Below are 22,987 nucleotides of genomic sequence, written 5' to 3' on the forward strand. Positions count from 1 at the left end.
GGCCCAGGTGGGCCCGTCCGGCGATCGAGGACGTACGGTCAGTGCGCGGACCCGACCTCAGAGCCGTCGCCCGCCGCGCCGTCGCCTGCGGCACCATCGTCCGCGGCACCGTCACCAGCCGCACCGTCACCAGCCGCACCGTCGTCCGCCGCACCGCCCGCGCCGATCTCCGCGCCCACCGCGGTCAGCGCCGTCGTCACCGGCTGGAAGAACGTCTCGCCGCCCGACGTGCAGTCACCGCTGCCGCCCGACGTCAGACCGATCGCCGTCCCGTCCGCCGTGAACAGCGGGCCGCCGCTGTCGCCGGGCTCCGCGCAGACGTTGGTCTGGATGAGGCCGCTGACAGACCCCTCCGCGTAGTTCACGGTGGCGTTGAGCCCGGTGACCGAACCGTCGGCGAGACCGGTGGTGCTGCCCATCCGGACGACCTCCAGGCCCACGGCGGCTTCGCCCGCCTGCCCGATCGGCAGGGTCTGCCCGTCGCCGAGGTCCACCTCGCTGGGAGCCTCGGTGGCCGGGTCGTCGTACGTGAGGAGCGCGAAGTCCCCGTCGCCGGGGAACGTCGCGGCCTGGACCGTACCGACGGGCGCGCCGTTCTGGTCCTCCGACCACTGCTCGGCCGCCACGCCGCAGTGACCGGCGGTGAGGAATCCGGGCGTGCCGTCCTGCGTGGTGACGTTGAAGCCGAGCGAACAGCGGGCGCCGCCGCCGAAGATGGCGTCGCCGCCCTCCAGGAACGGTTTGAACTCGCCCGCCGACTTCTGGATACGGGCCACGCCGTCACCGAGCGAGCGGACGGTCGACTCCAGGGTGTCCCAGCGCTCGCCGGTGACCGTGGTGTCGGCGGTGACGAGGACCTGGTTGGTCCGGGGGTCGACGGCCCACGCGGTGCCGGGGATGGTGGCGTCCCGGGTCAACGTGCCGGTGGCGGACCTGAGTTCGCCCATGCTGTTCCGCACGCTTCTCGCGACGGCGCCGGAGGCGCGCACCTGCTGGGCCGACTCAGCACTGCCGCCGCTGCCGCCGCCGTCCGCGACGTTCACCACGACCTGTTTCTTCTGCGCGTCGTAGTACGCCCCCGCGTAGTCCTCGCCGAGCTGTGAGGACAGCCGCGCGACGAGTTCCGGTGCCGACGCGGCACTGACCGTCCTCGGGTTCTGTCCCGCGGCGCCGCCCGCACCGTCGTCCGTGCCGGACTGTGACGCGTTGGCGTTCGGCAGCAGGATGGCCGCCGCAGCGACACCCACCGCCCCGGCTCCCGCGAGTACGGCCTTGCCCTTGGATATTCGCCTGTGACTCAACTCGTCGCCTCCTGTGGGGGATTACGGAGTCCGACCCCTTGATACGGGCGATGCGCGAGTTGTGTTCAGCGGAGCTGGCAGATGGCGGACGAGGGGCCGGCCGGACAACGGCCCGGCCGGCCACCCATGTGCCCCTCACCTGCTCCTCGCGTACTCCCGACTGACGATCCGTCAGCCGCTGATCTCGATCTTCTTGTTGCTCTCCGACGGCTTGACCGCCTTGGCCCCGGCCTTGGCCGGCGCGGTCGAACTTGTCTTCTGCGAGAGGCCCTTGAGCAGTTCGGCGATGTCGACCCCGGTGGTCGACGTCAGCAGCTCCATGCCCTGCGCGACGTTGTCGGTGACCGTGCGGGAGAGCTGGCTCGCACCGTCGGTGGAGATGACCGTCAGCTTGTCGATGGCACTCAGCGGCTCGGACGCCTTGGCCACGACGGCGGGCAGCACCTCCACGAGCATCTGGAGCACGGCCGCGTCACCGTACTGGGCGAACGCGTCGGCCTTCTTCTGCATCGCCCCGGCCTCGGCGGTACCGCGCGCCGCGATGGCGTCGGCCTCCGCCTCACCCTCGATCCGTACGGCCTCCGCGAGCGCCGCACGGCGCAGCTTCTCGCCCTCACCGGTGAGCCGTGACCGCTGGGCGTCCGCCTCGGCCTCCTTGACCTGCGCGATCCTGCGGGCCTCGGCCTCCTGCTCGGCCTGGTAGCGGGCGGCGTCGGCGGGCTTGCGTACCTGGGTGTCGAGCTGACGGTCCGTCAGTGCTGCCTGACGCTGCGCCACCTTCTCCTGCTCGCCGAGGACTTCCTGCTGACGCGCGGCCTCCGCGAGCGGTCCCGCCGCGTTGGCCTTGGCCTTGGCCGCCTCGGTCTCGACCTTGATCTCGGCCTGCTTCAGATAGAAGGTCCGCTCGGCCACCGCGATCTCCTCGGCGGCCTTGAGCCTGGCCTGCTCGGACGCCCGCTTGGCGATCGCCTCGGCGATGTCCGCCTCCTGCCTGGCGCGGGCGGCCTCGGGCCGGCCCAGGTCCTCCAGGTAGGAGCCCTCGGTGGTGATGTCCTGGATCTGGAAGGCGTCCAGGATCAGGCCCTGCCCGGACAGGCTGGCCTCGGCCTCCTCGGCGACCTGACCGGCGAAGGCGGCGCGGTCGCGGATGATGTCCTCGACGGCCATCCGGCCGACGATGGCGCGCAGCGCGCCGGAGAGCACTTCCTGGGTGAAGCCGACGATGCCCTTCTGCTGCCGCAGGAACCGCTGGGCGGCGGCACGGATGGCGTCCTCGTTGCCGCCGACCTTGACGATCGCGACGCCTTCCAGATGCGCCTTGACACCGCGCAGGGTCACCGCGCCCCGGACGGCGACGGGGATGTGCCGGCTGGACAGGTCGAGCGTGAACTTCTGCTGGACGAACGGGACGACGAAGACGCCGCCGCCGACCACGACCTTCTGGCCGCTGTTGTCGGTACTGACCCGGCCGGTGACCGGGTCGGTGGACGACTTGCCCCGGCGGCCGGTGATGATGAAGGCCTCGCTGGGCCCCGCGACCTTGTAGCGGGTGATGACGACGAGAGCGAGCAGGACGAGGAGTACGACGACTCCCGCCACCGCGATGATCACTGGACTCATATGGTTTGCCCCCTGCTTGACGTACGAGTTGTGGACGCCGCATCTGTGGGACGCCGGTTACCGCGCGGCGGTTCGCCGGTCTGTTCGGTTCGGCCGGCCGGCGAGTTGGTGAGTCGGTAGGCCGGCGAGTCGGTACGTCGGCCGATCGACGGCGTGGATCAGCGCTCGACGGGCCGGACCCCGACCGAGGTGGACGACAGCGTCGACTCCACCCAGACCTCGGCGCCCCGCGCCAGGGGCACCGCGCTCCTGGCGGCGAACTTCACCGGCTGCCCCGCCACCCGGAGCATCACCTCGCCGTAGCCGTCGACGGGAATGGCCGTGACCACGGACCCTGACGTACCGAGGAGGTCCACTCCCCGTGGCGTGGCGTCCGTCTGATCGCGCATCAGCACACGGCTGAGTTTCCAGGCCAGCCAGCCGGTGACGGCACCGGCGAGGGCGCCCGCGGCGATGGCGGGACCGACACCGAGGTCCGTCGTACCGAGCACGATCGCGCCGCCGAAGCCCAGCATGGCGACGAATCCGGCCACGACGGGCAGTGACAGCAGCCCCGCGAACAGGCCGTCGAGCACTCCGCCGAACAGGCCCTCGAAGATGCCGTCGAAGATCAGCGCCACGGCCAGCAGGACCACACCCGCCACACCGAGACCGAGGAACACATCCATGGGTCGTCCCTCCCCCGGCTCTCGCCGGTCCCCCTAGAACCCTTGAATGGGAGGAGATTTTCTCACGGTCCGTCAGGGCGAGCGGTGCCGCGTTCCGGCAATCTTCGAGTGCCGGAACCGCAGGATGAACAGTTAGTCATATATTTTCCCTTTTATGCCTAGATATGTTCTGAGACTCGTCTCCGTCGCCGCACTGGGGGCTGTCCTCGTCGGCTGCGGAACCGACACCGACGCCCGCCTGACGGGCAGCCCCAGCCCCAAGGCCGCGGCGCGGCAGCCCGCCGGGCCCGAACGCCCCGCCGTGACGCCGGTCTTTCTGCGTGGCGCCGACCCCGCGCGCCAGACCCGGGACAAGGCGGCGGCCAAGACGGCGCCCAAGACCGTCGCGCTCACCTTCGACGCGGACATGACGTCCGACCAGGGACCGCGCGCCGCCCGGGGCGAGCGCTTCGACAACCCGACCCTGATCACCTCGCTGCGGCGCCTCGAAGTCCCGTCGACGATCTTCATGACCGGCCGGTGGGCGGAGGAGTACCCGTTCCAGGCGAGAGAGATCGGCTCCGACCCCCTGTTCGAGGTCGCGAACCACTCGTACAGCCACCACTCCTTCACGGCCGACTGCCACGGGCTCCCGGTACTCGGCAAGAAGGACATGGCCGCCGACGTGGAGCGGGCCTTCGGCGCGTTCCGCAGGGCCGGGGTCCGCCAGGTGGTGCCGTACTTCCGCTTCCCCGGCGGCTGTTACGACCAGTCGACGCTACGGGCCCTGGCCCCGGCGGGCCTGACGGCGGTCCAGTGGGACGTCGTGAGCGGGGACGCCTTCGCCACGGACGCGGACGCGGTGGCCGAGCAGGTACTCGCCGGGGTACGCCCCGGCTCGCTGGTGGTCATGCACTGCACGACGAGCGCGGCACCGGTGACCGACGAGGCGGTCCGCAAGATCGTGCCGGCGCTGCGCGAGCGCGGTTACCGCTTCGTCAAGGTGTCGGAGCTGATGAAGGGCTGAAGCAGGATCATCAGAAGCGATCCGGGCGGCAACCCGACAGAGCCGGCTCGACGGTTCCGTCGACCGACTCCCGTGCGACCAGGCGGCCCACGGCCGCCGCGAGCGTGACCGCCGAGTGCATCACCGCCAGGTAGAGGCCGGGGACCTCGGCGACCGGGCCGACGATCGGCTCACCGTCGGCCGGCATCGGGCGCACTCCGAGTCGGGTGCTGAGCAGCTCGACGCTCCCGGTGCCACGGAAAGTGGACCGGACGGCGGCAAGCGTCCGTTCGGCCGAGTCCGCGGCGGCGATCAGCCGGTCCGGGGCGACCTGCCGAAGGTCGAAGTCCTCGGTGTTGACCACGGTGCGGACCAGACCGGCCGGGGCGCTGAGCCGGAACAGCGGACTCGGCGACGGTTCGACCGGGACACGCACACCGACCGACGCGCCCAGCGCGGCCGTGGCAACTCCGGCCGCCAGCACCACCGTCGCACCGGAGAGGGGTCCCGCCGCCGTCTCGACCCCGGCGATCCGGCCCGCCGTGTCCCGGCTGACCGCGGTGACCGGCGTGTCCAGCTGTACCCGGGCTCCATGGGTGCGAGCGGCCTCGACCAGCCGCTCGGACACGCCCACCGAGTCGACAGCGCCGTCGTCCGGCGCCCAGACGGCCCACTCCGGAGGCTGCCGAAGGGTGGGTTCGAGCGTCGCCACGGTGGCCGCGTCCACGATCGTCTGCCCGGGCCCGGCGTCCGGCGCAGGGGCCTCGCTGTTCCAGCTCAGCGAGCCGGACCAGGTCACCGGGAGTCCCGGCAACTCGGCCCCGAGTCGGTGGTACTCCGCCGTCGCGGTGGCCCGCAGCCCGGCGGCCGGACCGCTACGCACGCCGGACGATCCGATCCAGGCGAACGAGTCCGCCGTCACGCCGGCGCCCGGCCGCCCGGCGTCGACCAACGTCACGGTGGCGCCCGCCCGTGCGGCGTGATAGGCCACCGACGCGCCGACAATGCCGGCGCCGACGACAACCAGGTCCCTGTTCACCGGTGAGTTCAACACGTTCACGACCCTAGCGTCCGCGGCATTCGCCCGCGCGGCCCGTCGGGTCGACGCCCACCGGCCGACGACTGCCCGGGAACAAGGTCTGGACGCGGGGCACTAGTTGAACACCCCGTACAGATCCTTGGTCAACTTCCCCGTCACCGGCCTGGCCTCGGGGCTCTCCTCCTGGGCCCGAGCGACACCCACGTACCGTCCGGGCGTCAGCGCGTACTCGTGCTCCCGCACCGTCTCCAGAGCGGCCGCGAGGGAGAAACCGGGTTCATCGCGGTACGCGTGATAGGTACCGGTGATCTTCGCCAGGTCCTCGTCGCTCAGCACGCGCTCCGTACGGCTGACCATCATGCCCATGTCGCGGGCGTCGATGAAGAGGATCCGGCCACTGCGGTCGGCCGGTTTGTGCTTCGTCAGCACCCAGAGGCAGGCAGGGATCTGGGTGGAGTGGAACAACTGCCCCGGCAACGCCACGACGGAGGCCACCAGGTCGGCCTCGACGAGCGCCCGCCGGATCTGCCGCTCACCGGGCGACCGGAAAGCCATTGAGCCGTTCGCCAGGACGATGCCGGCCGTGCCTTGCTCGGTCAGTTTGGAGATCGCGTGCTGGAGCCACGCGTAGTTGGCGTTGGCGCGTGGCGGGACGCCGTACTCCCAGCGGGGGTCGGCCTCGTCCCACGCCCGGTTCGAGACGTTGAACGGCGGTTGGGCCATGACGAAGTCGGCCTTGAGGTCCGGGTGTCTGTCGTCGGCGAGGGTGTCGCCCCATTGAGCGCCGGCGCCGCTCCCCATGCCGTGGACGGCGAGATTCATCCTGGCCAGGCGCCAGGTCCGTTCGTTGATCTCCTGGCCGTAGAACTCCAGGTTCCCCAGGCTTCCCCCATGCGTCTCCACGTACTTGCCCGCCTGAACGAGCAGGCCGCCCGAGCCGCAGGCCGGGTCGTACACGCGCCCCTGGCGTGGCTCAAGGATCCCCACGATCAACTGACAGACGGACCAAGGCGTATAGAAATCGCCGCCCCGTCTCCCTTCCGTACGCGCGAAGTTGCCGAGGAAGTACTGGTACACCTCGCCCAGCACGTCCCGCGCCGCCCTGTCCCCCGTGCCGTCGATACCTACCCGGCCGACGAGGTCGACGACTTCGGCCAGGCGCCGCTGGTCGACGGTGCCATGGCGGAAGATCGTCGGCAGGGCGCCCGCCAGTGACGGGTTCGCCTCCGTGAGCGCGCTCATGGCCTCATCGATGAGTTCGCCTACGTGCGCGGTGTCGGTGTGGGCGGCGATCCAGGACCAACGGGCCTCGTTGGGGACCCAGATGACGCCGGCCTCGGCGAAATCCTCTTGCTCCCGGACGTACGGGAAGCGGTCCTCGTCGCGCCCCTCCGCGACGAGGCGTGCCATCCGCTCGGAGCGGTGCTCCTCGAACGCGTCGGAGACATACCTCAGAAAGATCAGGCCGAGGACGTACTCCTTGTACTCCGCCGCGTCGACGGAGCCGCGCAGCTTGTCAGCGGCCTTCCACAGGGCGTCCTTGATCTCCTGGGTGGTCGAGGCCCCGAACGGTGTCGGCGGGCGGAGGGGATCGCTCTCGCGCGGTGGCATGGCGGGTGGACCGTCTCCTTCAGCCGTCGGTGAGCGCGGGGGCAATTGCCCATCCTTGGGACTTTCGAGGTTATGCCCGTACTCGTGGGTACGTCCGGGGGAAGCTGTAACGTGACGGGTCATTAGTTTCGGTACGGGGCACGGCGTGCGGCACGGGGAGTCGGCATGAGGAGTATCGGTCTGGCCGCGGCTGTCGAGGAGTTGCGGCAGGAGTTGTACCAGGCGCAGGACCTGGGCGCCGGCCAGCAGTTCGCGTTCGGCATTGAAGAGGCCGAGTTGGAGCTGCTGCTCGAACTGCGCGACAGCGGCAAGGGGGACGGCAAGCTCACTTTCGGTGTCGCCACCGTCGGCGTGGGCGGCGAGCACTCCACCGTCCGCACCCACAAGTTGACACTGCGGCTGTCGGTCAAGGACCGGGCCGCCGGCGGGACCAGCCCCGAGATCAGCGACAGCGAGTCCGGCTCCTGGGGCGAGGAGTGAGATGGAACCGGGCAGTCTGGCGCTGATCCGCGGTGGCACGGCAGAGCAGCGTCGGAGTGTCGGGTCCGGCTATCTGATCGCCCCGCGTCTGGTACTCACGGCCCGGCATGTGATCGAGGACAAGGACACGGGCTCCGACTGGCCGCAGATCCAACTCCGGGTGGGGCACCCCGGAAAGGGTGGAACAGTACGCGCCGAAGCCACCGTTGTCTGGCGGCACCCGCGCCTGGACGTCGCACTTCTGCTCACCCGGGACGCGGTGGAGGTGCCGGGCGCTCCGGTCCGCTGGGGCCACCCCGTCGGCAAGGCGCCACTGTGCTACGAGGGGCTCGGTTTCCCCCTGGCCAACGCCGACGAGGAGCGCGAGGTCGAGCACTTACGAGGGACGCTGCCCCTGTTGTCCTCGGGCTCCCGTGATCTCTACACCCTGGACCAGGAGCGTGCGCCCGACCATCGCGCCGATGGCCGGAAGGCCTGGGGAGGAACCTCCGGAGCCGCGGTCTTCTGCGAGGACCGTCTCGTCGGTGTGGTGATCCAGGACGATCAGTCCTACGGAAACCGTCGCCTGCGCGCCTGCCCGGCGCACGCCTTTGCCCAGGACAGCGGCTTCGGAGCTGTCCTCCTGCGGTACGCCGACGGTCCGCCGCACCTGGTCGACATCGGCGCGTCCCTGCCCGGAGCCCGGCCGCCCGCCGACCGTACGCCCGCCGAGCAGGAACTCGAACAGTCGCTGTGGCACTTCCTCGGCGCCCCGGAGACCTGCTCGTTCCACGCCCGGTCGCTCGCCCGCGAGTTGGGCTACCAGGTCCCCACCGGATACGCGCCCTCCGTCGCCGACCTCATGGCGCTGTTCGCGGGACACCGCCGTGCGCTCGCCTCGCTCAGCGGCACTCTCGCGCCGACCGCCACCGACGACGACGCCCGAACCCGGCTGACGGCCCTGCTCACCCGGGCGCGCGCCGCGGGACTCGGCTCGCTGCTCTCCCTGGCGGAGTACGAAAGCCTCCTGCGGCTGCTGAGCGGCATCTGCAAGGAACGCCCCACCCTGCTTCCCCGCGCTGCGGGCGAGGCCCTGCGCTACGCCTGCCTCCCCGAGGCCCTGTCCCGTACGCAGCTGTCGATCGACGAACTCGGCCAGGTGGTGCAGGAGTTGGAGTCTATGTCCGACAGCGAGCAGGTGCCGGACGGGACGCCTCGGGTCCCCGCCCTGCTGCGGCTGGTCGAGTACGTGGCGGCGGCCGTGGGAGGGGAGGAAGCGGCGGAGCTGCGCGAGTGGGCCACCCGGGTGGCCGACCGGACGGGCATTCACCCGACCGCACTCGCCGAGCGACGCGAGGACGCCCGCGGGTGGGCCGCCCGGCAGACATCGCCGGTGTCGCGGGTGGTGCTGGAGCTGACCGGCGTCCAGGCGTCCACGGACGAGCGGTACGTCTGCCGGATCCTCGTCGCCCGCCAGGACGGCACGCACATCCTGCTCCACGAGTCGGAGACCGTACCGAGAACGCCGGAGGAAGTCGCCGCGTGCCTGCGTGAGGCGGTCGAATCCGCGGCCGACGAACCCGGCCAGGGAGACCATGTGCCCTGGGTGACGGTACTGGTCGACCGGCAGGGCCTGCATCTGGCCGTCGACGAATGGAACCCCGGGGCACCCAACGACATCGTGCCCGACCTGCCGATCGGCGCGGAGTTCCGGATGACTCTGAGCTGCCCCGACATGAGCAGACTCGTGGCGACCCGCGACAGTCATCAGCGGCGCCGGTGGCGGAGCGGGCATCCGGTACCGCTGGTCACCGACCAGAGCTGCGCGACCAGGAGTCAGCTCAGGGTGATGCTGGAGACGAGCCACCGCGACGCCACCCGCGTGGTCGTCCACGGTCCCCGCGAACAGCGGGTGCCGTTGCTCGAAGTCTGCCTCGCACTCGGCGTCCCCGTGGTCCTCTGGGACCGTGCGGCCGAAGGCTACGAGGACGCCACGAAGCTGCGGCAACTCGAACCCGTCGGCACACTGGCCGAACTCCCGGAGCGCGTACGCGTCTTCCGGAGCAAGGCCTTCGACTCCCCGTCGGCGACGGCGACGGCCCGCCCCGCCCTGGTGTGGGAGGAAGAGAGCAGCCACCCGAAGCCCGAGTCGCTGCAACTGAGGGACCCTCGGAGAGGAGTTCACGTCTCATGACGTCCACCGACTCTGGAACCGGCGGCGGTGATCCGCGACTCGGCGCCGACTGGCGGCTGTTCCACGGCAACGGGACCGCCGGCGAGGTCCCGTTCCCCCCGGCCCCGCCATGGCGCCGGTTCGACCCGGAGGAGCCGCCGGCAGGACAGCGGGTCTCCCGCCCCCGGCCGTATCTCATCGGCGCCGACGAGGCCGACATCGTCAACGCCGCTCTCCACCTGCGACGCCCCCTCCTGGTGAACGGCCACCCGGGCACCGGCAAGTCGTCCCTCGCGCACGCCATCGCGCACGAGCTGACCCTCGGCCGTGTCCTGCACTGGCCGGTCAACAGCCGCTCCACCCTGCAGGACGCCCTCTACCAGTACGACGCCGTCGGCCGCCTCCGCGAGGCCAACCTCCACCGGGACACGGACGACCCGGAACCGGACATCGGCCAGTACGTACGCCTCGGTCCGCTGGGCAACGCCCTCGTCCCCCGGGAACGCCCCCGGATACTGCTCATCGACGAACTGGACAAGGGCGACGTCGACCTGCCCAACGACCTGCTCACGGTCTTCGAAGAAGGCGAGTTCACGATCCCGGAACTCGCCCGGCTGCCGGACAGCCACCCCCCGGTTCAGGTCCAGACCGACGACCCCGACCGCCCCGCACCCGTCAAGCGCGGCCGTATCCGCTGCCGCGAGTTCCCCGTCGTGGTCATCACCAGCAACGGTGAACGCGACTTCCCCGCCGCCTTCTTGAGGCGCTGCGTCCGACTCGACCTTCCCGAGCCCGACGAACAGCGGCTGCGGGACATCGTGGCCGCGCACCTCGGCGACGAGGCACTCAGCGACGTGGACGATCTGCTGGAGACCTTCCTCAGCCGCCGGGCGCCCGGCGAACTCGCCACCGACCAACTCCTCAACGCCGTCTTCCTACGGAAGGGGGGAGTCGGTCTCGACGCCGGCCGCCTTCTCGACGCCGTCCTGCACGAACTCGGCGGAGCGGTGTGACGACATGCTCGGGCGCCTGAGGGACGTACTGGCCAAGAGCGGGGTGATCCTCTCCGACGAGGAACTTCTCGACGTCCTGTGGCTCGCCGGGAACCTTCCGCCGGATGCCGCGCCCTTGGCTCGGGCGGGCCTGCCCACCGCGAACCACCAGCAGTCCGGCCCCCAGGACGAGAGCCCACGTCCCACGCCGGACCCGCCCCCTGCCACAGCTGGCGACCGGCCGGGCTCGGAGCCGTCACGCCACTCCACGTCCGAACTCCCGCTGCGAGCCGCGTCCAAGGCGGACAGGAGCGGGAAGGCGGATTCGACACCCCGCAGAGCCCTCGCCGTCCGAGCGCCCGACAGCCGTCTCCTCGGCGCCCGGGAGCTACGGCTGGGCAAGTCCCTGCGCCCACTGCGCCAGCGGTTCCCCGACCACCGCCGCCAGGAACTCGACGTCGCGCGGACCGTGGCCGCCATGGCCGACACGGGACTGCCCGAAACCGTCACCCGTCCCGTCAGAACCCGTTGGCTCTCCCTCGCCCTGCTGGTCGACGACGGTGTCTCCATGGTCCTCTGGCAGCGTCTCGCCACCGAAGTGCGCACGCTGATGGAACGCGCGGGGGCGTTCCGCGACATCCGCGTATACGGACTGGACACCCGCGGCGCCCACGCCCCGCTCCTCAACACCCGCCCCTACGGGAACAGGGGGCCCTACCGGACGCCCGCGAGCGTGAGCGACCCGACCGGGGACACGCTCGTCCTCGTCGTCAGCGACGGTGTCGGCGAGGCATGGTGGAACGGCCGGATGCGGGAGGCGATGACCCTCTGGGCGCGCTGCGGCCCGACCGCCGTCGTCCACGCTCTGCCGACCCGTCTCTGGGTGAACTCCGGTATCACGGCCCGGCGTTGGCAGGTCTCCACACACCGCCGCGGCGGCCCGACCACCGCCTGGCACGTCGCCGACCCGGTCCTGCCGCCGGATCTGGTCACCTTCGACTCGGTCCCCGTGCCGGTCCTCGAACCCTCACCCGCCGCCGTCGCCGACTGGGCACGGCTGATCGCCTCACCCGGCACCACCGCGCTGCTCCCCCTGTGGAACACCGGCCGGTCCACCCCCGACCGTCTCTTCGCCGACACGCGCCACACCGACACCGCGGACGCCGTCCTGCGCTTCCGGGAGGCGGGCTCCCCCGAGGCGTACCGGCTCGCGGCCCACCTGGCGGCGGTGGCTCCCGTCACCCCACCGGTGATGCGCCTGGTCCAGAACGCACTCGGACCGCCCACGGACCACGGACACCTCGTGGAGGTGCTTCTCGGCGGCCTGATGCGACAGGTCGAGGCCCCCGGGCCGACGACCCGCCTCCCCCAGCACCAGCTCTTCGACTTCTCGGACGAGGCCCGCCGAATCCTTCTCGGCGCGCTCTCCCCGGAGGAGTTGCTGCGGACCACGCGAGCCGTCACACGGCGGCTGGAGGCCACCATCGGTCGCTCATCGAACTTCCCGGCGTGGGTGGGTCATCCGAACGGATCCGCCGTCGTCGAAGACACCGCGCGTCCTTTCGGCTATCTGAAGGAACGGCTGCTGAGACGGCTCGGTGTCCCGCCGGTGGGCGCCGAGCCGATCGGCCCGCCGGAAGGCAGACCTCGTGTCGGGCCCCAAGCCCGGCCCGAGGTTCGATCCGAAGTCCCGCCCGAAGTCCCGCCCGAAGTCCGACCCGAGGTCCGGCCGCCGGACATTCCGCCGGGCTGGTCACAGATCCTGCGGAGCGATCCCCAGCGGCTCGGACGCTACCGGCTCTACGCCCGCAGTACGTGGGGCTGGGACGACCCGGGCATCTACCTGGCCCAGGACGAGGACGGTACGACCGTGCTGGTGCGCACGCCCTCCCCCCTGTACTCCATGGACCCCCGGCAGGCACGCGAACTGATCCGCACGGAGGCGGACTGCCTGGACCGGATGCGAGGTGTGCACGCTCCGAGGTTGCTGGACTCGAATATCGACCGTCATCAAGATCCCCCGTGGCTGGCCGCCTCCTACGTAAGCCGTCGGGACGACGACCCCGGCTCCGGGTCCGCGCCGAATCTGCGTGCTCTCTTCGACGAGCACCGGGGGCCGGTGAGTGACAGTCTCTTCCGACGTGTCGGAGAGGACCTGGCCCGCGCGATGAGCCACGCGCACAGCGTCGGCCTGGTGCACGGGACGCTCGCGTCGAGGACGGTACTGGTCACCGCCCACGGCGTTCGGCTCATCGGGTGGATGACGGCGACACGGGACGGTGCACACAGCAACTATCTGGACCACTACCCTCGGAGCGAGAGCTATCTCGACGCGGGAGACGACAGCCCCGGGCCGACCCGGGAGAGCGACATGTACTCGGTGGGCGCGCTGCTCCTCACTTTCGCCACCGGTCGGTGGAGCGACTTCCGGCCCGACGCGGACGCACGCGAGACGCTGGCCGCGTCGGGGATCGACACGCGCATCGTCGAGGTGCTGTGGAGCTGTCTGGACCGGGACCCCGCCGCCAGGCCGACCGCCGCCGAGTTGGTCGACGCCTTCGCCCCGGCCACTGTCGAGGCGGACGTGCTGCGGTACCGGAAGCTGGCGCGGCAGCAACCTGATGCCTACCGCCCCGAACTCGCCTCAAGTCTGAGGCACCTCTCCAACCAGCTGAGCCACCTGGGCCGTTGGGACGAAGCGCTCGACGCCATCAGCGAAGCCGTGGAGTTGTACCGGGAACTGGCTCTCCAGTACCCCGCCGCCGGCCGCCCGGACCTCGCCCGGGGGCTGAACAACCTTTCCGTCCGGTTGGGCGATGTCGGCCGACGGGAGGAATCTCTCGCCGCGATCACCGAAGCCGTACGGCATTTCCGGACGCTGGCCGCCGAAGACCCGTACTACTACAGGGCCGGCCTCGGCACCACTCTGAACAATCTCTCGAACCGGTTGGGCGATCTCGGTCTACAGGAAGACGCGCTCGCCGTGATCACCGAAGCTGTAGGGCTTTACCGGGAACTGGCCATCGGCCAACCCGACGCCTACCGCTCCGAAGTCGCGAGGGCGTTGAACAATCTCTCCAACCGGCTGGGTGAGGTCGGCCGACGCGAAGAGGGGTTCGCGGCCATCGCCGAATCCGTGGACCTGTACCGCGAGTTGGCTGTCCAGTATCCCGACGCATACCGACCGGCTCTTGCCTCAAGCCTCAGCAACCTCGCCGTTCGGCTGGGCGACATGGGCCGGCGAGAAAGGGCTCTCGTCGCACTGAACGAGGCACTGGAGATTCGTCGCACGCTGGCCGCGACACGACCTGAGTCGCATCGGGAGGACCTCGAACAGTCGCTCAGAGTCCTGGCCTGGCTTCAGGACGCGAACAGAGGCACCCCCCCGACGACGACCTGATGTCCCCCCTAGCCCGAGCAGGCCGTCCGCTGGGCCTCGTGCCATTCGCAGACCGGGCACAGCGTGCTGCCCCTGACCGATTCCGGGTACTCGGTCGGCTCTCCGCAGTGCACACAGTCCGCGTACACAACGACCTCCGTACCGGTGACTTCGTCTTCCATACCGTCGAGCGTACTGAACCGCGCTCAGCCCCGCCGGGTCCCCAGGACGCAGACCGCGCCCGCCGCCACGACCGCCACCAGCACGGCGGCGGCCAGTGGCAGGCCGGGCACGGTGATCGCGCCCGTACGCGAGCCGGTCACCAGACCGGACACGGCGGCCTTCGCCGGGGAGCCGGTGGTCACCAGGGCCAGCAGTGCGAGAAGCGCGGTCAGCGCGAGGGACCAGCCCCGGCCGCGCAGCAGCGGCCGGGAGCACAGCGCGCCGACCGTGGCGCCGGTCAGGAGGCAGGCGAAGGCCGCGAGCAGGCCCGCCGTTCCGGCGGGCAGCGGCGCCACGTCCACCAGGTGGTCGGCGCTCTGGGGGTCGCTGACGGCCGTGACGACCACCGTGCCGACGACGCCGAGCGCGCCCGCGCAGGCCGTGGCGGCGAGCAGTGCGGCGAGATGGGCGCGGGGCATTCCCGACGCGGCGGCCGTGACGGCGCGCGCCGCGTCCGGTTCCTGTGTGACGCCGATCCGGACCAGCCAGGCGGTGACGGGCAGCAGCGCGGCGGCGGCGACACCGAGCGAGTCGAGCACCGGCTCGCCGCCCCGGACGCCGACGGCGAGGAAGATCCCGTAGAGCAGGACCGGCGGGAGCCAGCGCTGTGAGCGCAGCAGCATGGCGGCGTGGTAGCGGAACAGTGCGGTCATGAAGTGGCGTGCCCCGTCGTGCTGGTCGTCGGACGTTCCGGCGCGGTGGGAGCCTGCGCGTGAACCTCCCGGATGTGCCACGGCGGGCGCGCCGCGAGCAGCGCGCGCAGCAGGGCGTCGGAGTGCGCGGCGGAGACGGTCAGTCGTACGGTCCCGTCCTCCGGCCCCCGCTCGTGCGTGGGAGCGCCGGGCAGCCCGTCCGGCGGCGCCGCACCCGGCGGGCCGACGGCCAGGACCCGTACCCGGGGCCCCTGTTCGGCCGGGGAGTTCACCCCCGTATCGCGTACGAGGGTGTTCCCCGCCAGCGCGTACACGTCATCGGCGGCCCCCGCCAGGCGCCGTGGGTCGTGGTCCACGAAGACGACCGTGCCGCCGGCGGCGACGCGTTCCGCCACCGCCAGGTCGAGTTGCGTACGGGCCGCGGAGTCGAGCCCCGTCCACGCCTCGTCCAGCACCAGCAACTCGGGCCCGGCGAGCAGCGCCTGCGCGACGGCGACCTTCTGGCTGGTGCCCTTGGACAGTTCGGAGAGTGCCGTACGGGCGTGGCCGGCGGCGCCGAAGCGTTCGAGCCACTCGTCGGCGCGCGCCGACGCCTCGGCGCCGCGCAGTCCGTGGATCCGCCCCAGGTGAGTCAGATAGCCGGCGGCGGTGAAGGGCAGGGCGACCGGGAAGCGCTCGGGGACGTACGCCGTGCGGCGGGGGCGGCCGGTGACGCGGCCCTCGGTGGGCGAGTCGATCCCGGCGAGCAGCCGCAGCAGGGTCGACTTGCCGCTGCCGTTGGTGCCCTCGACGCGGATCAGGCTGCGCGTCCGCAGTACGAGGTCGACGCCGCGCAGTACCCAGGGGCCGCCGACACCGTACCGGCGGCCCACTCCTCGTAGTTCCACGCGGGGGTCAGCTCCCGGAAGCCTTCGTGGGCGTCAGCTCGCTCGGCCGGACGATGACGAAACCCTCGCCCTGGAGCATCAGTTGGACGGCCTCGCCGGAACCGCCGCGGATCATCGATCCGACGGACTGCGAGCGGTGCAGCGAGGTGTTCAGCTGGGCGCTCCAGCCGACGACGGCGTCGGTGTCGACGTACACCGGAGCCTGCGCGGTGACGGGGATGACGATGGGGTTGCCCTCGCAGATGATGGCGAGCTTCCCGTAGCCGCTGAAAAGGCTGTTGAAGAGGCCGCCGCCGGTCATGCCGGCGCCCTTCACGGTCTTGATCTCGTAGGAGAGGGTGGAGTCGAAACACAGGACGTTGCGGCCGTTGACGGTGAGCGCGTCGCCCTGGTCGATGTCGACGATGAAGCAGTTGGCCGCCTCGTGCGCGAACCACGCCTCGCCCTGGCCCTTGACGGCCATCAGCGGCAGGCCCTCGCCGGTGACGGCCCGCTTGAGCATCCCGCCGATGCCCTGGCCCTTGCGTTCGAACTGGAGATTGCCGCGGAAGGCGATCATCGACCCCTGACGCGCGTGCATTTCGCCGTTGACGGCGTACTTGACGGATTTGGCGTTCTGGAGGCTCATCCCGGGGGTGGTCGCCTGCTGCGCCATGTTCTCGGTGGCAAAGAGATCGCTCTTCATGCGGAGCATGGTCACCCGGAGGTGCCCATTCCGCCAACAACGCGGCGCGTCCGGACTGGCACACTGGCCCCGTGAGCATCGACGACACCGCCGGCACCGGGGCGGACAGACCGGCCGACAGCACGGCGGACAGCCCGTTCCGGCATGAGCCGACGGCGCGTGACGAGGCCCCGCAGTTCGTCCTGCCGCTGGTGGTGCGGATCGAGAAGGCGGCGCCGCCGACCCGTACCGACGCGCTGGAGGCCGCCGCCCGCGCCGTCCTTGTCATGCTCGCCGACGAGCGGTCGACGGGCGAGGGCGAGTGGGCACAGGCGATGCGGGACTGGCAGGACGCCCGGATCCGCAAGGTGGTGCGCAGGGCGCGCGGCGCGGAGTGGCGGAAGGCGTCGCAGCTGCCGGGCATCACGATCAGCAGCCCCGAGGCCGCCCGGGCCGCCGAGGCCGCGGCGGACGTCGCTGCCGAAGCGCCCGCGGACACCGCCGTGTTCGCTCCGTACGCGGAGGTACGGGTCTTCCCGCCGGTCCCGCTGGACGGCTGGCCCAAGGAACTGGCGAAGCTCCAGGTCTCCGGCACCGACCTGGACGACCCGGGCGCCCCGCCCGCCGCCGACCTGTCCGCCCCCGTGCTCTGGCTCAGCCCCGACCTCGACATGTCGGCGGGCAAGGCGATGGCCCAGGCCGGCCACGGCGCGCAGCTCGCCTGGTGGGAGCTGTCGGAGACGGAGCGCAAGGCGTGGCAGGAGGCGGGGTTCCCGCTCTCCGTACGTACGCCGGACGCCACGCGCTGGCGGCAACTGACAAGCAGCGGGCTGCCGTTGGTCCGTGATGCCGGATTCACGGAGATCGCGCCCGGGTCCAGCACGGTGGTCGCCGATCATCCCGCGCTGCGGCGTTGAACACTCCCACGCCGAGATGCGTATCTCTCAATACCGCCAAGTAGGTTGAACGACCGGCCAGTGAGCGGTTGATTCTGCAGTGATACACGGTGGTACGCGGTGGCACATCGGCCCGGGAGACACTTTGTTGCGACGTATCAACGGCACGGCACTCATCATCGCGGCACTCGTCGCGACGGTAGGGGCGCTCGCCTTTCCTGTCTGGTCGTACGCCGACCGCTCCGGCACGGGGGAGGCGAATCTCGCGGCGTCGAGTGTGGCGACCCAGTGGGGGCCGCTCTCGGCGACGGACCGCGACTTCCTCGTGAAGGTGCGGCTCGCCGGCCTGTGGGAGCTGCCCGCGGGACAGCAGGCGATCGAGCGCGCGCCCAGCCAGGCCATCAAGGACGCGGGCGACCATCTTGTCGTCGGCCACTCCGACCTCGACGCCCGCGCGCGCGACGTGGCGGCGAAGCTCGGTGTCGCGCTGCCGAACCAGCCCAACGAGCTGCAGCAGGGCTGGTTGCGGGAGCTGTCGGCGGCGACGGGCGCCGAGTACGACAGGAAGTTCGCCAACCTCCTGCGCAATGCCCACGGCAAGGTCTTCGCGCTGGTGGCCGAGGTCAGGCATACGACCCGGAACACCCTGATAAGACAGCTGGCGACCGACGCCAACCAGACGGTCCTCGACCACATCACCATGCTGGAGGCCACCGGGCTGGTCGACTTCGACAGCATCGCGCGGGAGGCCGCCGGCACCAAGACGGCCAGCCCCACCGGTCCGCCGCCGCCGAACGGCAGCCTGCCGCCGTCGCCGCCGGCCGCGTCACCGACCGGGGACAGCTCTTTCACCTCCCGGCCCTCCACGCAGCCGGGCGCGCCGACGGCCGTCAATACGAACCGTCCGCCGCCGAGCATCAAGGCGACGCCGTAGCCTCCGGGGCTTCCGACAGGTCGTCCGCCTGCGGCGGGAACCTCAAATGATGCTCTGAACGTCCCCTCCTCTGGATTCACCGGCGCCCGGTGGGGCCATTACTCCGGAACCGGCACTCGCCGAGGCACGGAGGAGGGGGAGCTTCATGAGCCACGCCGCACAGCGGGAGAACCTGGGAAGCCTGAAGGATCCGGGGAGTCGGGGGACTCCGGGGAAGCTGGGAAGTCGGGGGACTTCGAGGAATCCGGGAAAGCTGGGCACGGGCATCGGCTGGCGGCCCGAGATCGCGGCAGCGGTCGAGGCGCTGCCCGGCATCGACTGGGTCGAGGCCGTCGCCGAGAACATCTGCCCCGGCCACCTTCCCGACTCGCTCGTCCGGCTCCGCGCACGCGGCGTCACCGTCGTCCCGCACGGCGTCTCCCTCGGTCTGGGGGGCGCCGGGCGGCCCGACGCCAAGCGCCTCGCCGATCTGGCGGAGCGGGCCGAGGCCCTCGGCTCGCCGCTGATCACCGAGCACATCGCCTTCGTACGGGCCGGTGGCCCGCTCACCGCGTCCCCCACGCTCGAAGCCGGCCATCTGCTGCCGGTCCCGCGCACCAGGGACGCGCTGCGGGTGCTGTGCGAGAACGTACGGATCGCCCAGGACTCCCTGCCCGTGCCGCTCGCCGTGGAGAACATCGCGGCGCTGATCAACTGGCCGGACGAGGAGATGACGGAGGGTCAGTTCCTGGCGGAGCTGGTCGACCGTACGGGGGTACGGCTGCTGATCGACGTGGCGAACCTGCACACCAACCACGTCAACCGCGGTGAGGACCCGGCGACCGCGCTCGACCAACTGCCGGTCGAGGCCATCGCGTACGTGCATGTCGCGGGCGGCATCGAACGCGACGGCGTCTGGCACGACACCCACGCCCACCCGGTCGGCGCGCCGGTGCTCGACGTACTGGCGGAGCTGCGCTCGCGGGTCTCCCCGCCGGGTGTCCTGCTGGAGCGGGACGACAACTTCCCGCCGACGGCCGAGCTGGCGGCGGAACTGGACGCGATCCGTACGACGCTCGCGGGGCCGGGTCCTGACCCGGCCTCAATCGCCGTACAGGGCAACGCGGTTGAGGCGGCGAGCGAACCGGCCGACCGGCCCCGACCCGGCAGCGCCACCGACCCCGCCCGCGAGCGGCTGGCCCTCGCGCAGACCTCCCTGCTGTCCGCCCTGGTCGCCGGGACCCCCGCGCCCGAGGGGTTCGACTCGCGGCGGCTCGGGGTGCAGAGCCGCGCCCTCGCCGCCAAGCGGGCGGAGGTCGTCGCCAAGGTGGCGCCGGAGCTGCCGCGCATCCTCGGCGACGGCTACCGCGCCGCCTTCCTCGGGTACGCCAAGTCCCGCCCCATGCGCGCCGGTTACCGGCGCGACGCGCTCGACTTCGCCGAGCATCTGCTGATCGCCGACCGGCCCGAGGACACGGCGGCGCGGCGTGAGCTGACCCAGTGGTGGCGGGACCGCTCCGGATCGCGCCCACCGCGCCGCGCGACCCGTATGGTGCGTGCCGCCCGCTCCGTGCTCGTGGGGCGGTGACGGCCATGGAATCGCTCGTCACCATCCTTCAGATCGCCATTCCGCTGTCCTTCGTCACACTCATCGTCGGAGTGATCACCGCGCGCTCGGGGCGCGGTGCGACCGAGGTGAACGACCTCATGGACGTGGCCTTCCTCGGCGGCGGACCGGGCCGGGTGGTCGAGACGGCCATCGTCGCGATGCACGCCGACGGCCGGCTGGGCATCGGCGGTCCCGGCATCGTCGCCATCTACAGCGACGTGGCCCGCAATCCGGTGGAGCAGGCCGTCATCGAGGAGCACAACCGGGCGCCGCACGGCGCGCTGCACGCGCTGCGTCTCGCGGTGATGCGCAGCCGTGCCGTCCAGGACGTCGGCGACTCCCTCGCGTTGCGGGGGCTGCTGGTACCGGTCGGCAAGACCCGTGTGTGGGCGCGCTGGGGGGTGATCCAGGCGATCGTGTGCCTGATCACCGTGCCGCTGAGCGTCTTCGTGCTCGTCGACACCACCTCGCCGTCGGTCATCCCGACCATCCCGCTGGCGTTCGTCGGGATCTTCTCGGGCCTCATCTGTGCGGCGCTGGCCAGGCGGCGGCTCACCGCCGCCGGTGTCCGCGCACGGCTCAGGTTCCGTGCGACGTACCCGCACATCACGGCGCCCGACCATCAGGTCGCCCTGAACGGGCCGAGCGCGCTGGACGACACGCTGCTGCGGGAGCAGCTGACGGTCGCGACGCGCATGCGGCCCGGCCGGGACTTCGAGCCGGCCCCGCATCTGGCCGCCGCCACGGTGGTGTGGTGCGCGAGCGCGGGCTTCGGGGACAGCGGTTCGGGCGGCGGGTCCGGCTGCGGCGGTTCCGGAGGTTCGGGGTGCGGCAGCTCGGGCTCGGGGTGCGGCGGGGGTGGCTCCGGCGGAGACGGAGGAGGCGGCGGGGGCGGCGGCTGTGGTGGGGGTGGCGGCGGCTGCGGAGGAGGAGGCGGCTGACCGGCGGCCCCGTCCCGTTACGCGTACGCTCCGTCGGCTCCGCGCGCACCCGTCCACCCGCGCGCGGAGCATGCCGTACCCGATTCCGCACCCCGTACGGGCCTATTGAGTGACTGTATGACGCATCGGAGTCATGGGCCCCGACACCGCTCACAGATCCTTTACATGGCCGGGGCTCCGGAGATGATCGCCTTCCCCCACCGCGGCACGCCCGAAGGGAAAGCGATGAGAGCAGTTGCGAAGTACGGGGCCCTGGCCACCCTCGGCTCCTTGGTCCTGTCCACCCTCTCCGCCGCCCCGGCGGGCGGCGCGGACTTCGCCGGCGCCTCGTCCGAGGAGCGCGGAACGGTCGTCGCCGCCCAGCGCGCCGCCGACGCCGGAATCGCCTTCCGTACGTGTTCCAAGGCCGAGATGCTGCCCGCTCCCCTGATGTGCGGCACGGTCGAGGTGCCGCTCGACTACGCCCGGCCGAACGGTGAGCGGATCAGACTCACCGTCAGCCGGGTGAAGGCGTCCGGCAAGACCGGCGCGGCGGGCGGCGACGGCAAGGCCGTGGAGACCGTCCAGCGCCAGGGCGCTCTGGTCTACAACCCCGGCGGCCCCGGCGCCTCCAGCATGGCCTTCCCGATGGTGGCCGGTATGCCCGAGTGGAAGCGGATCGCGGCGGCGTACGACATCGTCGGCTACGCCCCGCGCGGTGTCGGCCGCTCCGCGCCGCTGTCCTGCCAGGACGCCGGGGACTTCGCGAAGGCGCCCACCCTCGCGCCGACCTACCCCTCGGAGTCGTACAAGAGGGAGCGTGTCTCGCGCGCCAAGGCGTACGCCCAGGGCTGTGCCCGCACCGCGGGACCGGCCCTGCGCCACTACACGTCGCTGAACAACGCCCGTGACCTCGATGTCCTGCGGGCCGCCCTCGGCGAGAAGAAGCTGTCCTTCATGGGCGCCTCCTACGGAACGTACTTCGGCGCGCTGTACGCGTCGCTCTTCCCGTCCCACGTACGCCGGATGGTCTTCGACTCGGCCGTCAACCCGGACCCGGACCAGATCTGGTACCGCAACAACATGGACCAGTCCCTCGCCTTCGAGCAGCGCTGGGCGGACTTCCGGGCCTGGGTCGCCAAGCACGACGCGACGTACCACCTCGGCGTCACGCCCGACGAGGTGCAGCGCAGCTACGAGCGGGTACGGGCGGCGGTCGCGCACCACCCGGCGGGCGGCAAGGTCGGGCCCGGCCAGTTGCACGCGGCGATGCTCGGGGCGGGCTACTACGACGACTACTGGGCGATGCGCGCCACGGCGCTCTCCGAGTTCCTGAAGGGCAACACGAAGCCCCTGATCGACCAGGCCACGCCGCATCCGGCGGCGGCCTTCGACAACGAGAACAGCAACGCCGTCTACACGGCCGTGGAGTGCAACGACGCGCCGTGGCCGACGGACTGGAAGGTGTGGGACCGCGACAACACCGACCTCGCCACACAGGCCCCGTTCGAGACGTGGGACAACGCGTGGATGAATCTGCCGTGCGCCTTCTGGCCGGCGCAGCGCCAGCGACCGGTCGACGTCCGCACCGGCCCCGGCGAGCTGCCGCCGACGCTGATCCTGGCCGCCGAGCGGGACGCGGCGACGCCCTACCCGGGGGCGCTGGAGCTGCGCCGGCGGCTGGCCGGTGCCGTGCTGGTGACCGAGCGCGGCGCGGGCACGCACGGCATCGCGGGCGGTCCCAACGAGTGCGTCAACGACCATGTCGAGGCGTATCTGCTGACCGGCAAGACCCCGGTGGGCGGTGCGGCGTGCGCGCCGCGCGCGGAGCCGAACGCGGTGTCGCTGGACAACGACGACACGCGCTCCGAACTGCGACGACGGCTGAACCCCGGCGTTCAACTCTGAGCGGGTGAGCGGGTGTTCGGACCATGGCTGAGCGCCGTGGTCGACCGGTCCGGTCGGCCACGGCGCTCAGCCGCGTGCGTAGGTGCGC

19 protein-coding genes are annotated in these 22,987 nt (G+C 71.5%); 10 read left to right on the forward strand and 9 right to left on the reverse strand.

Annotated features, from left to right (window positions below; genetic code table 11):
* Window positions 1–38 precede the first annotated feature (38 nt).
* The 3 genes from ACFT9I_RS36455 to ACFT9I_RS36465 form a co-directional block, all read right to left on the reverse strand.
* Complete coding sequence (locus tag ACFT9I_RS36455) at window positions 39–1,301, reverse strand: S1 family peptidase (RefSeq protein WP_382571666.1); 1,263 nt, start codon at window positions 1,299–1,301, stop codon at window positions 39–41.
* Window positions 1,302–1,472: 171 nt separating this feature from the next.
* Window positions 1,473–2,921: a flotillin family protein gene (locus tag ACFT9I_RS36460; RefSeq protein ID WP_382571667.1), complete on the reverse strand. Its 1,449-nt coding sequence runs from the start codon at window positions 2,919–2,921 to the stop codon at window positions 1,473–1,475.
* Between the two features lie 158 nt (window positions 2,922–3,079).
* Window positions 3,080–3,589 (reverse strand): hypothetical protein, encoded by a 510-nt coding sequence (locus tag ACFT9I_RS36465; RefSeq protein ID WP_382571668.1) that lies wholly within the window; start codon window positions 3,587–3,589, stop codon window positions 3,080–3,082.
* Window positions 3,590–3,743: 154 nt separating this feature from the next.
* Here ACFT9I_RS36465 and ACFT9I_RS36470 point away from each other — a divergent pair, with 154 nt between their 5' ends.
* A complete protein-coding gene (locus tag ACFT9I_RS36470; protein WP_382571669.1) occupies window positions 3,744–4,595 on the forward strand; it encodes a polysaccharide deacetylase family protein in 852 nt (283 codons plus the stop codon).
* 10 nt (window positions 4,596–4,605) lie between these two features.
* Here ACFT9I_RS36470 and ACFT9I_RS36475 read toward each other — a convergent pair whose 3' ends face one another.
* Both ACFT9I_RS36475 and ACFT9I_RS36480 read right to left on the reverse strand, forming a co-directional pair.
* On the reverse strand, window positions 4,606–5,634 hold the full coding sequence (locus ACFT9I_RS36475) for an NAD(P)/FAD-dependent oxidoreductase (protein ID WP_382571671.1): 1,029 nt from the start codon (window positions 5,632–5,634) through the stop codon (window positions 4,606–4,608).
* A 93-nt stretch (window positions 5,635–5,727) separates the two neighbouring features.
* The gene (locus ACFT9I_RS36480) at window positions 5,728–7,224 is read right to left on the reverse strand and encodes an N-6 DNA methylase (protein ID WP_382571673.1); all 1,497 of its coding nucleotides are present in this window, start codon (window positions 7,222–7,224) and stop codon (window positions 5,728–5,730) included.
* A 165-nt stretch (window positions 7,225–7,389) separates the two neighbouring features.
* On the opposite strand from ACFT9I_RS36480, the gene ACFT9I_RS36485 reads away from it, so the two are divergent.
* From ACFT9I_RS36485 to ACFT9I_RS36500, 4 genes are read left to right on the forward strand one after another with little or no spacing between them, the layout of a single operon-like run.
* Window positions 7,390–7,704, forward strand: a complete 315-nt coding sequence (locus tag ACFT9I_RS36485; protein WP_382571675.1) for a trypco2 family protein — start codon at window positions 7,390–7,392, stop codon at window positions 7,702–7,704.
* A gap of 1 nt (window position 7,705) precedes the next feature.
* Complete coding sequence (locus tag ACFT9I_RS36490) at window positions 7,706–9,877, forward strand: trypsin-like peptidase domain-containing protein (protein ID WP_382571676.1); 2,172 nt, start codon at window positions 7,706–7,708, stop codon at window positions 9,875–9,877.
* The gene (locus tag ACFT9I_RS36495) at window positions 9,874–10,869 is read left to right on the forward strand and encodes an AAA family ATPase (RefSeq protein WP_382571677.1); all 996 of its coding nucleotides are present in this window, start codon (window positions 9,874–9,876) and stop codon (window positions 10,867–10,869) included. Before ACFT9I_RS36490 ends, ACFT9I_RS36495 begins: the two co-directional genes overlap by 4 nt.
* A 4-nt stretch (window positions 10,870–10,873) precedes the next feature.
* Entirely contained in the window at window positions 10,874–14,248 is a 3,375-nt protein-coding gene (locus ACFT9I_RS36500) for an SAV_2336 N-terminal domain-related protein (RefSeq protein WP_382571679.1), read from the forward strand.
* Window positions 14,249–14,256: 8 nt separating this feature from the next.
* Here the strand turns inward: ACFT9I_RS36500 and ACFT9I_RS36505 are convergent, their stop codons facing one another.
* From ACFT9I_RS36505 to ACFT9I_RS36520, 4 genes are read right to left on the reverse strand one after another with little or no spacing between them, the layout of a single operon-like run.
* Window positions 14,257–14,409, reverse strand: coding sequence for a hypothetical protein (locus ACFT9I_RS36505; RefSeq protein ID WP_382571681.1), 153 nt, complete (start codon window positions 14,407–14,409; stop codon window positions 14,257–14,259).
* A 24-nt stretch (window positions 14,410–14,433) separates the two neighbouring features.
* Window positions 14,434–15,102 carry an ABC transporter gene (locus ACFT9I_RS36510; RefSeq protein WP_382571683.1) on the reverse strand — a complete coding sequence of 223 codons (669 nt, stop codon included), beginning with the start codon at window positions 15,100–15,102 and terminating at the stop codon, window positions 14,434–14,436.
* Window positions 15,099–15,989, reverse strand: coding sequence for an ATP-binding cassette domain-containing protein (locus ACFT9I_RS36515; protein ID WP_382571685.1), 891 nt, complete (start codon window positions 15,987–15,989; stop codon window positions 15,099–15,101). Before ACFT9I_RS36515 ends, ACFT9I_RS36510 begins: the two co-directional genes overlap by 4 nt.
* Window positions 15,990–15,996: 7 nt before the next feature.
* Window positions 15,997–16,674: an AIM24 family protein gene (locus ACFT9I_RS36520; RefSeq protein WP_382571687.1), complete on the reverse strand. Its 678-nt coding sequence runs from the start codon at window positions 16,672–16,674 to the stop codon at window positions 15,997–15,999.
* A gap of 71 nt (window positions 16,675–16,745) precedes the next feature.
* Between ACFT9I_RS36520 and ACFT9I_RS36525 the strand changes: the two genes are divergently transcribed.
* The 5 genes from ACFT9I_RS36525 to ACFT9I_RS36545 all read left to right on the forward strand — a co-directional run bounded on the left by ACFT9I_RS36525 (window position 16,746) and on the right by ACFT9I_RS36545 (window position 22,899).
* Entirely contained in the window at window positions 16,746–17,570 is an 825-nt protein-coding gene (locus ACFT9I_RS36525) for a peptidyl-tRNA hydrolase (RefSeq protein WP_382571689.1), read from the forward strand.
* Between the two features lie 127 nt (window positions 17,571–17,697).
* Entirely contained in the window at window positions 17,698–18,483 is a 786-nt protein-coding gene (locus ACFT9I_RS36530; RefSeq protein WP_382571691.1) for a DUF4142 domain-containing protein, read from the forward strand.
* A gap of 145 nt (window positions 18,484–18,628) precedes the next feature.
* Complete coding sequence (locus tag ACFT9I_RS36535; protein ID WP_382571692.1) at window positions 18,629–20,050, forward strand: DUF692 domain-containing protein; 1,422 nt, start codon at window positions 18,629–18,631, stop codon at window positions 20,048–20,050.
* A gap of 5 nt (window positions 20,051–20,055) precedes the next feature.
* On the forward strand, window positions 20,056–21,012 hold the full coding sequence (locus ACFT9I_RS36540) for a TIGR04222 domain-containing membrane protein (RefSeq protein ID WP_382571694.1): 957 nt from the start codon (window positions 20,056–20,058) through the stop codon (window positions 21,010–21,012).
* Between the two features lie 225 nt (window positions 21,013–21,237).
* Entirely contained in the window at window positions 21,238–22,899 is a 1,662-nt protein-coding gene (locus ACFT9I_RS36545; protein WP_382571696.1) for an alpha/beta hydrolase, read from the forward strand.
* The last annotated feature ends 88 nt before the right edge of the window (window positions 22,900–22,987 follow it).

This window comes from Streptomyces sp. NPDC057137 (assembly GCF_042670825.1).
GTDB lineage: Bacteria > Actinomycetota > Actinomycetes > Streptomycetales > Streptomycetaceae > Streptomyces.

Bases quoted from the DNA above. Each gene is read 5' to 3' on its own strand.
- ACFT9I_RS36500 (WP_382571679.1), top strand. From the start codon at position 10,874: ATGCTCGGGCGCCTGAGGGACGTACTGGCCAAGAGCGGGGTGATCCTC.
- ACFT9I_RS36480 (WP_382571673.1), bottom strand. From the start codon at position 7,224: ATGCCACCGCGCGAGAGCGATCCCCTCCGCCCGCCGACACCGTTCGGG.
- ACFT9I_RS36490 (WP_382571676.1), top strand. From the start codon at position 7,706: ATGGAACCGGGCAGTCTGGCGCTGATCCGCGGTGGCACGGCAGAGCAG.
- ACFT9I_RS36520 (WP_382571687.1), bottom strand. From the start codon at position 16,674: ATGAAGAGCGATCTCTTTGCCACCGAGAACATGGCGCAGCAGGCGACC.
- ACFT9I_RS36535 (WP_382571692.1), top strand. From the start codon at position 18,629: ATGAGCCACGCCGCACAGCGGGAGAACCTGGGAAGCCTGAAGGATCCG.
- ACFT9I_RS36470 (WP_382571669.1), top strand. From the start codon at position 3,744: ATGCCTAGATATGTTCTGAGACTCGTCTCCGTCGCCGCACTGGGGGCT.
- ACFT9I_RS36485 (WP_382571675.1), top strand. From the start codon at position 7,390: ATGAGGAGTATCGGTCTGGCCGCGGCTGTCGAGGAGTTGCGGCAGGAG.
- ACFT9I_RS36540 (WP_382571694.1), top strand. From the start codon at position 20,056: ATGGAATCGCTCGTCACCATCCTTCAGATCGCCATTCCGCTGTCCTTC.
- ACFT9I_RS36465 (WP_382571668.1), bottom strand. From the start codon at position 3,589: ATGGATGTGTTCCTCGGTCTCGGTGTGGCGGGTGTGGTCCTGCTGGCC.
- ACFT9I_RS36460 (WP_382571667.1), bottom strand. From the start codon at position 2,921: ATGAGTCCAGTGATCATCGCGGTGGCGGGAGTCGTCGTACTCCTCGTC.
- ACFT9I_RS36495 (WP_382571677.1), top strand. From the start codon at position 9,874: ATGACGTCCACCGACTCTGGAACCGGCGGCGGTGATCCGCGACTCGGC.
- ACFT9I_RS36545 (WP_382571696.1), top strand. From the start codon at position 21,238: ATGAGAGCAGTTGCGAAGTACGGGGCCCTGGCCACCCTCGGCTCCTTG.
- ACFT9I_RS36510 (WP_382571683.1), bottom strand. From the start codon at position 15,102: ATGACCGCACTGTTCCGCTACCACGCCGCCATGCTGCTGCGCTCACAG.
- ACFT9I_RS36505 (WP_382571681.1), bottom strand. From the start codon at position 14,409: ATGGAAGACGAAGTCACCGGTACGGAGGTCGTTGTGTACGCGGACTGT.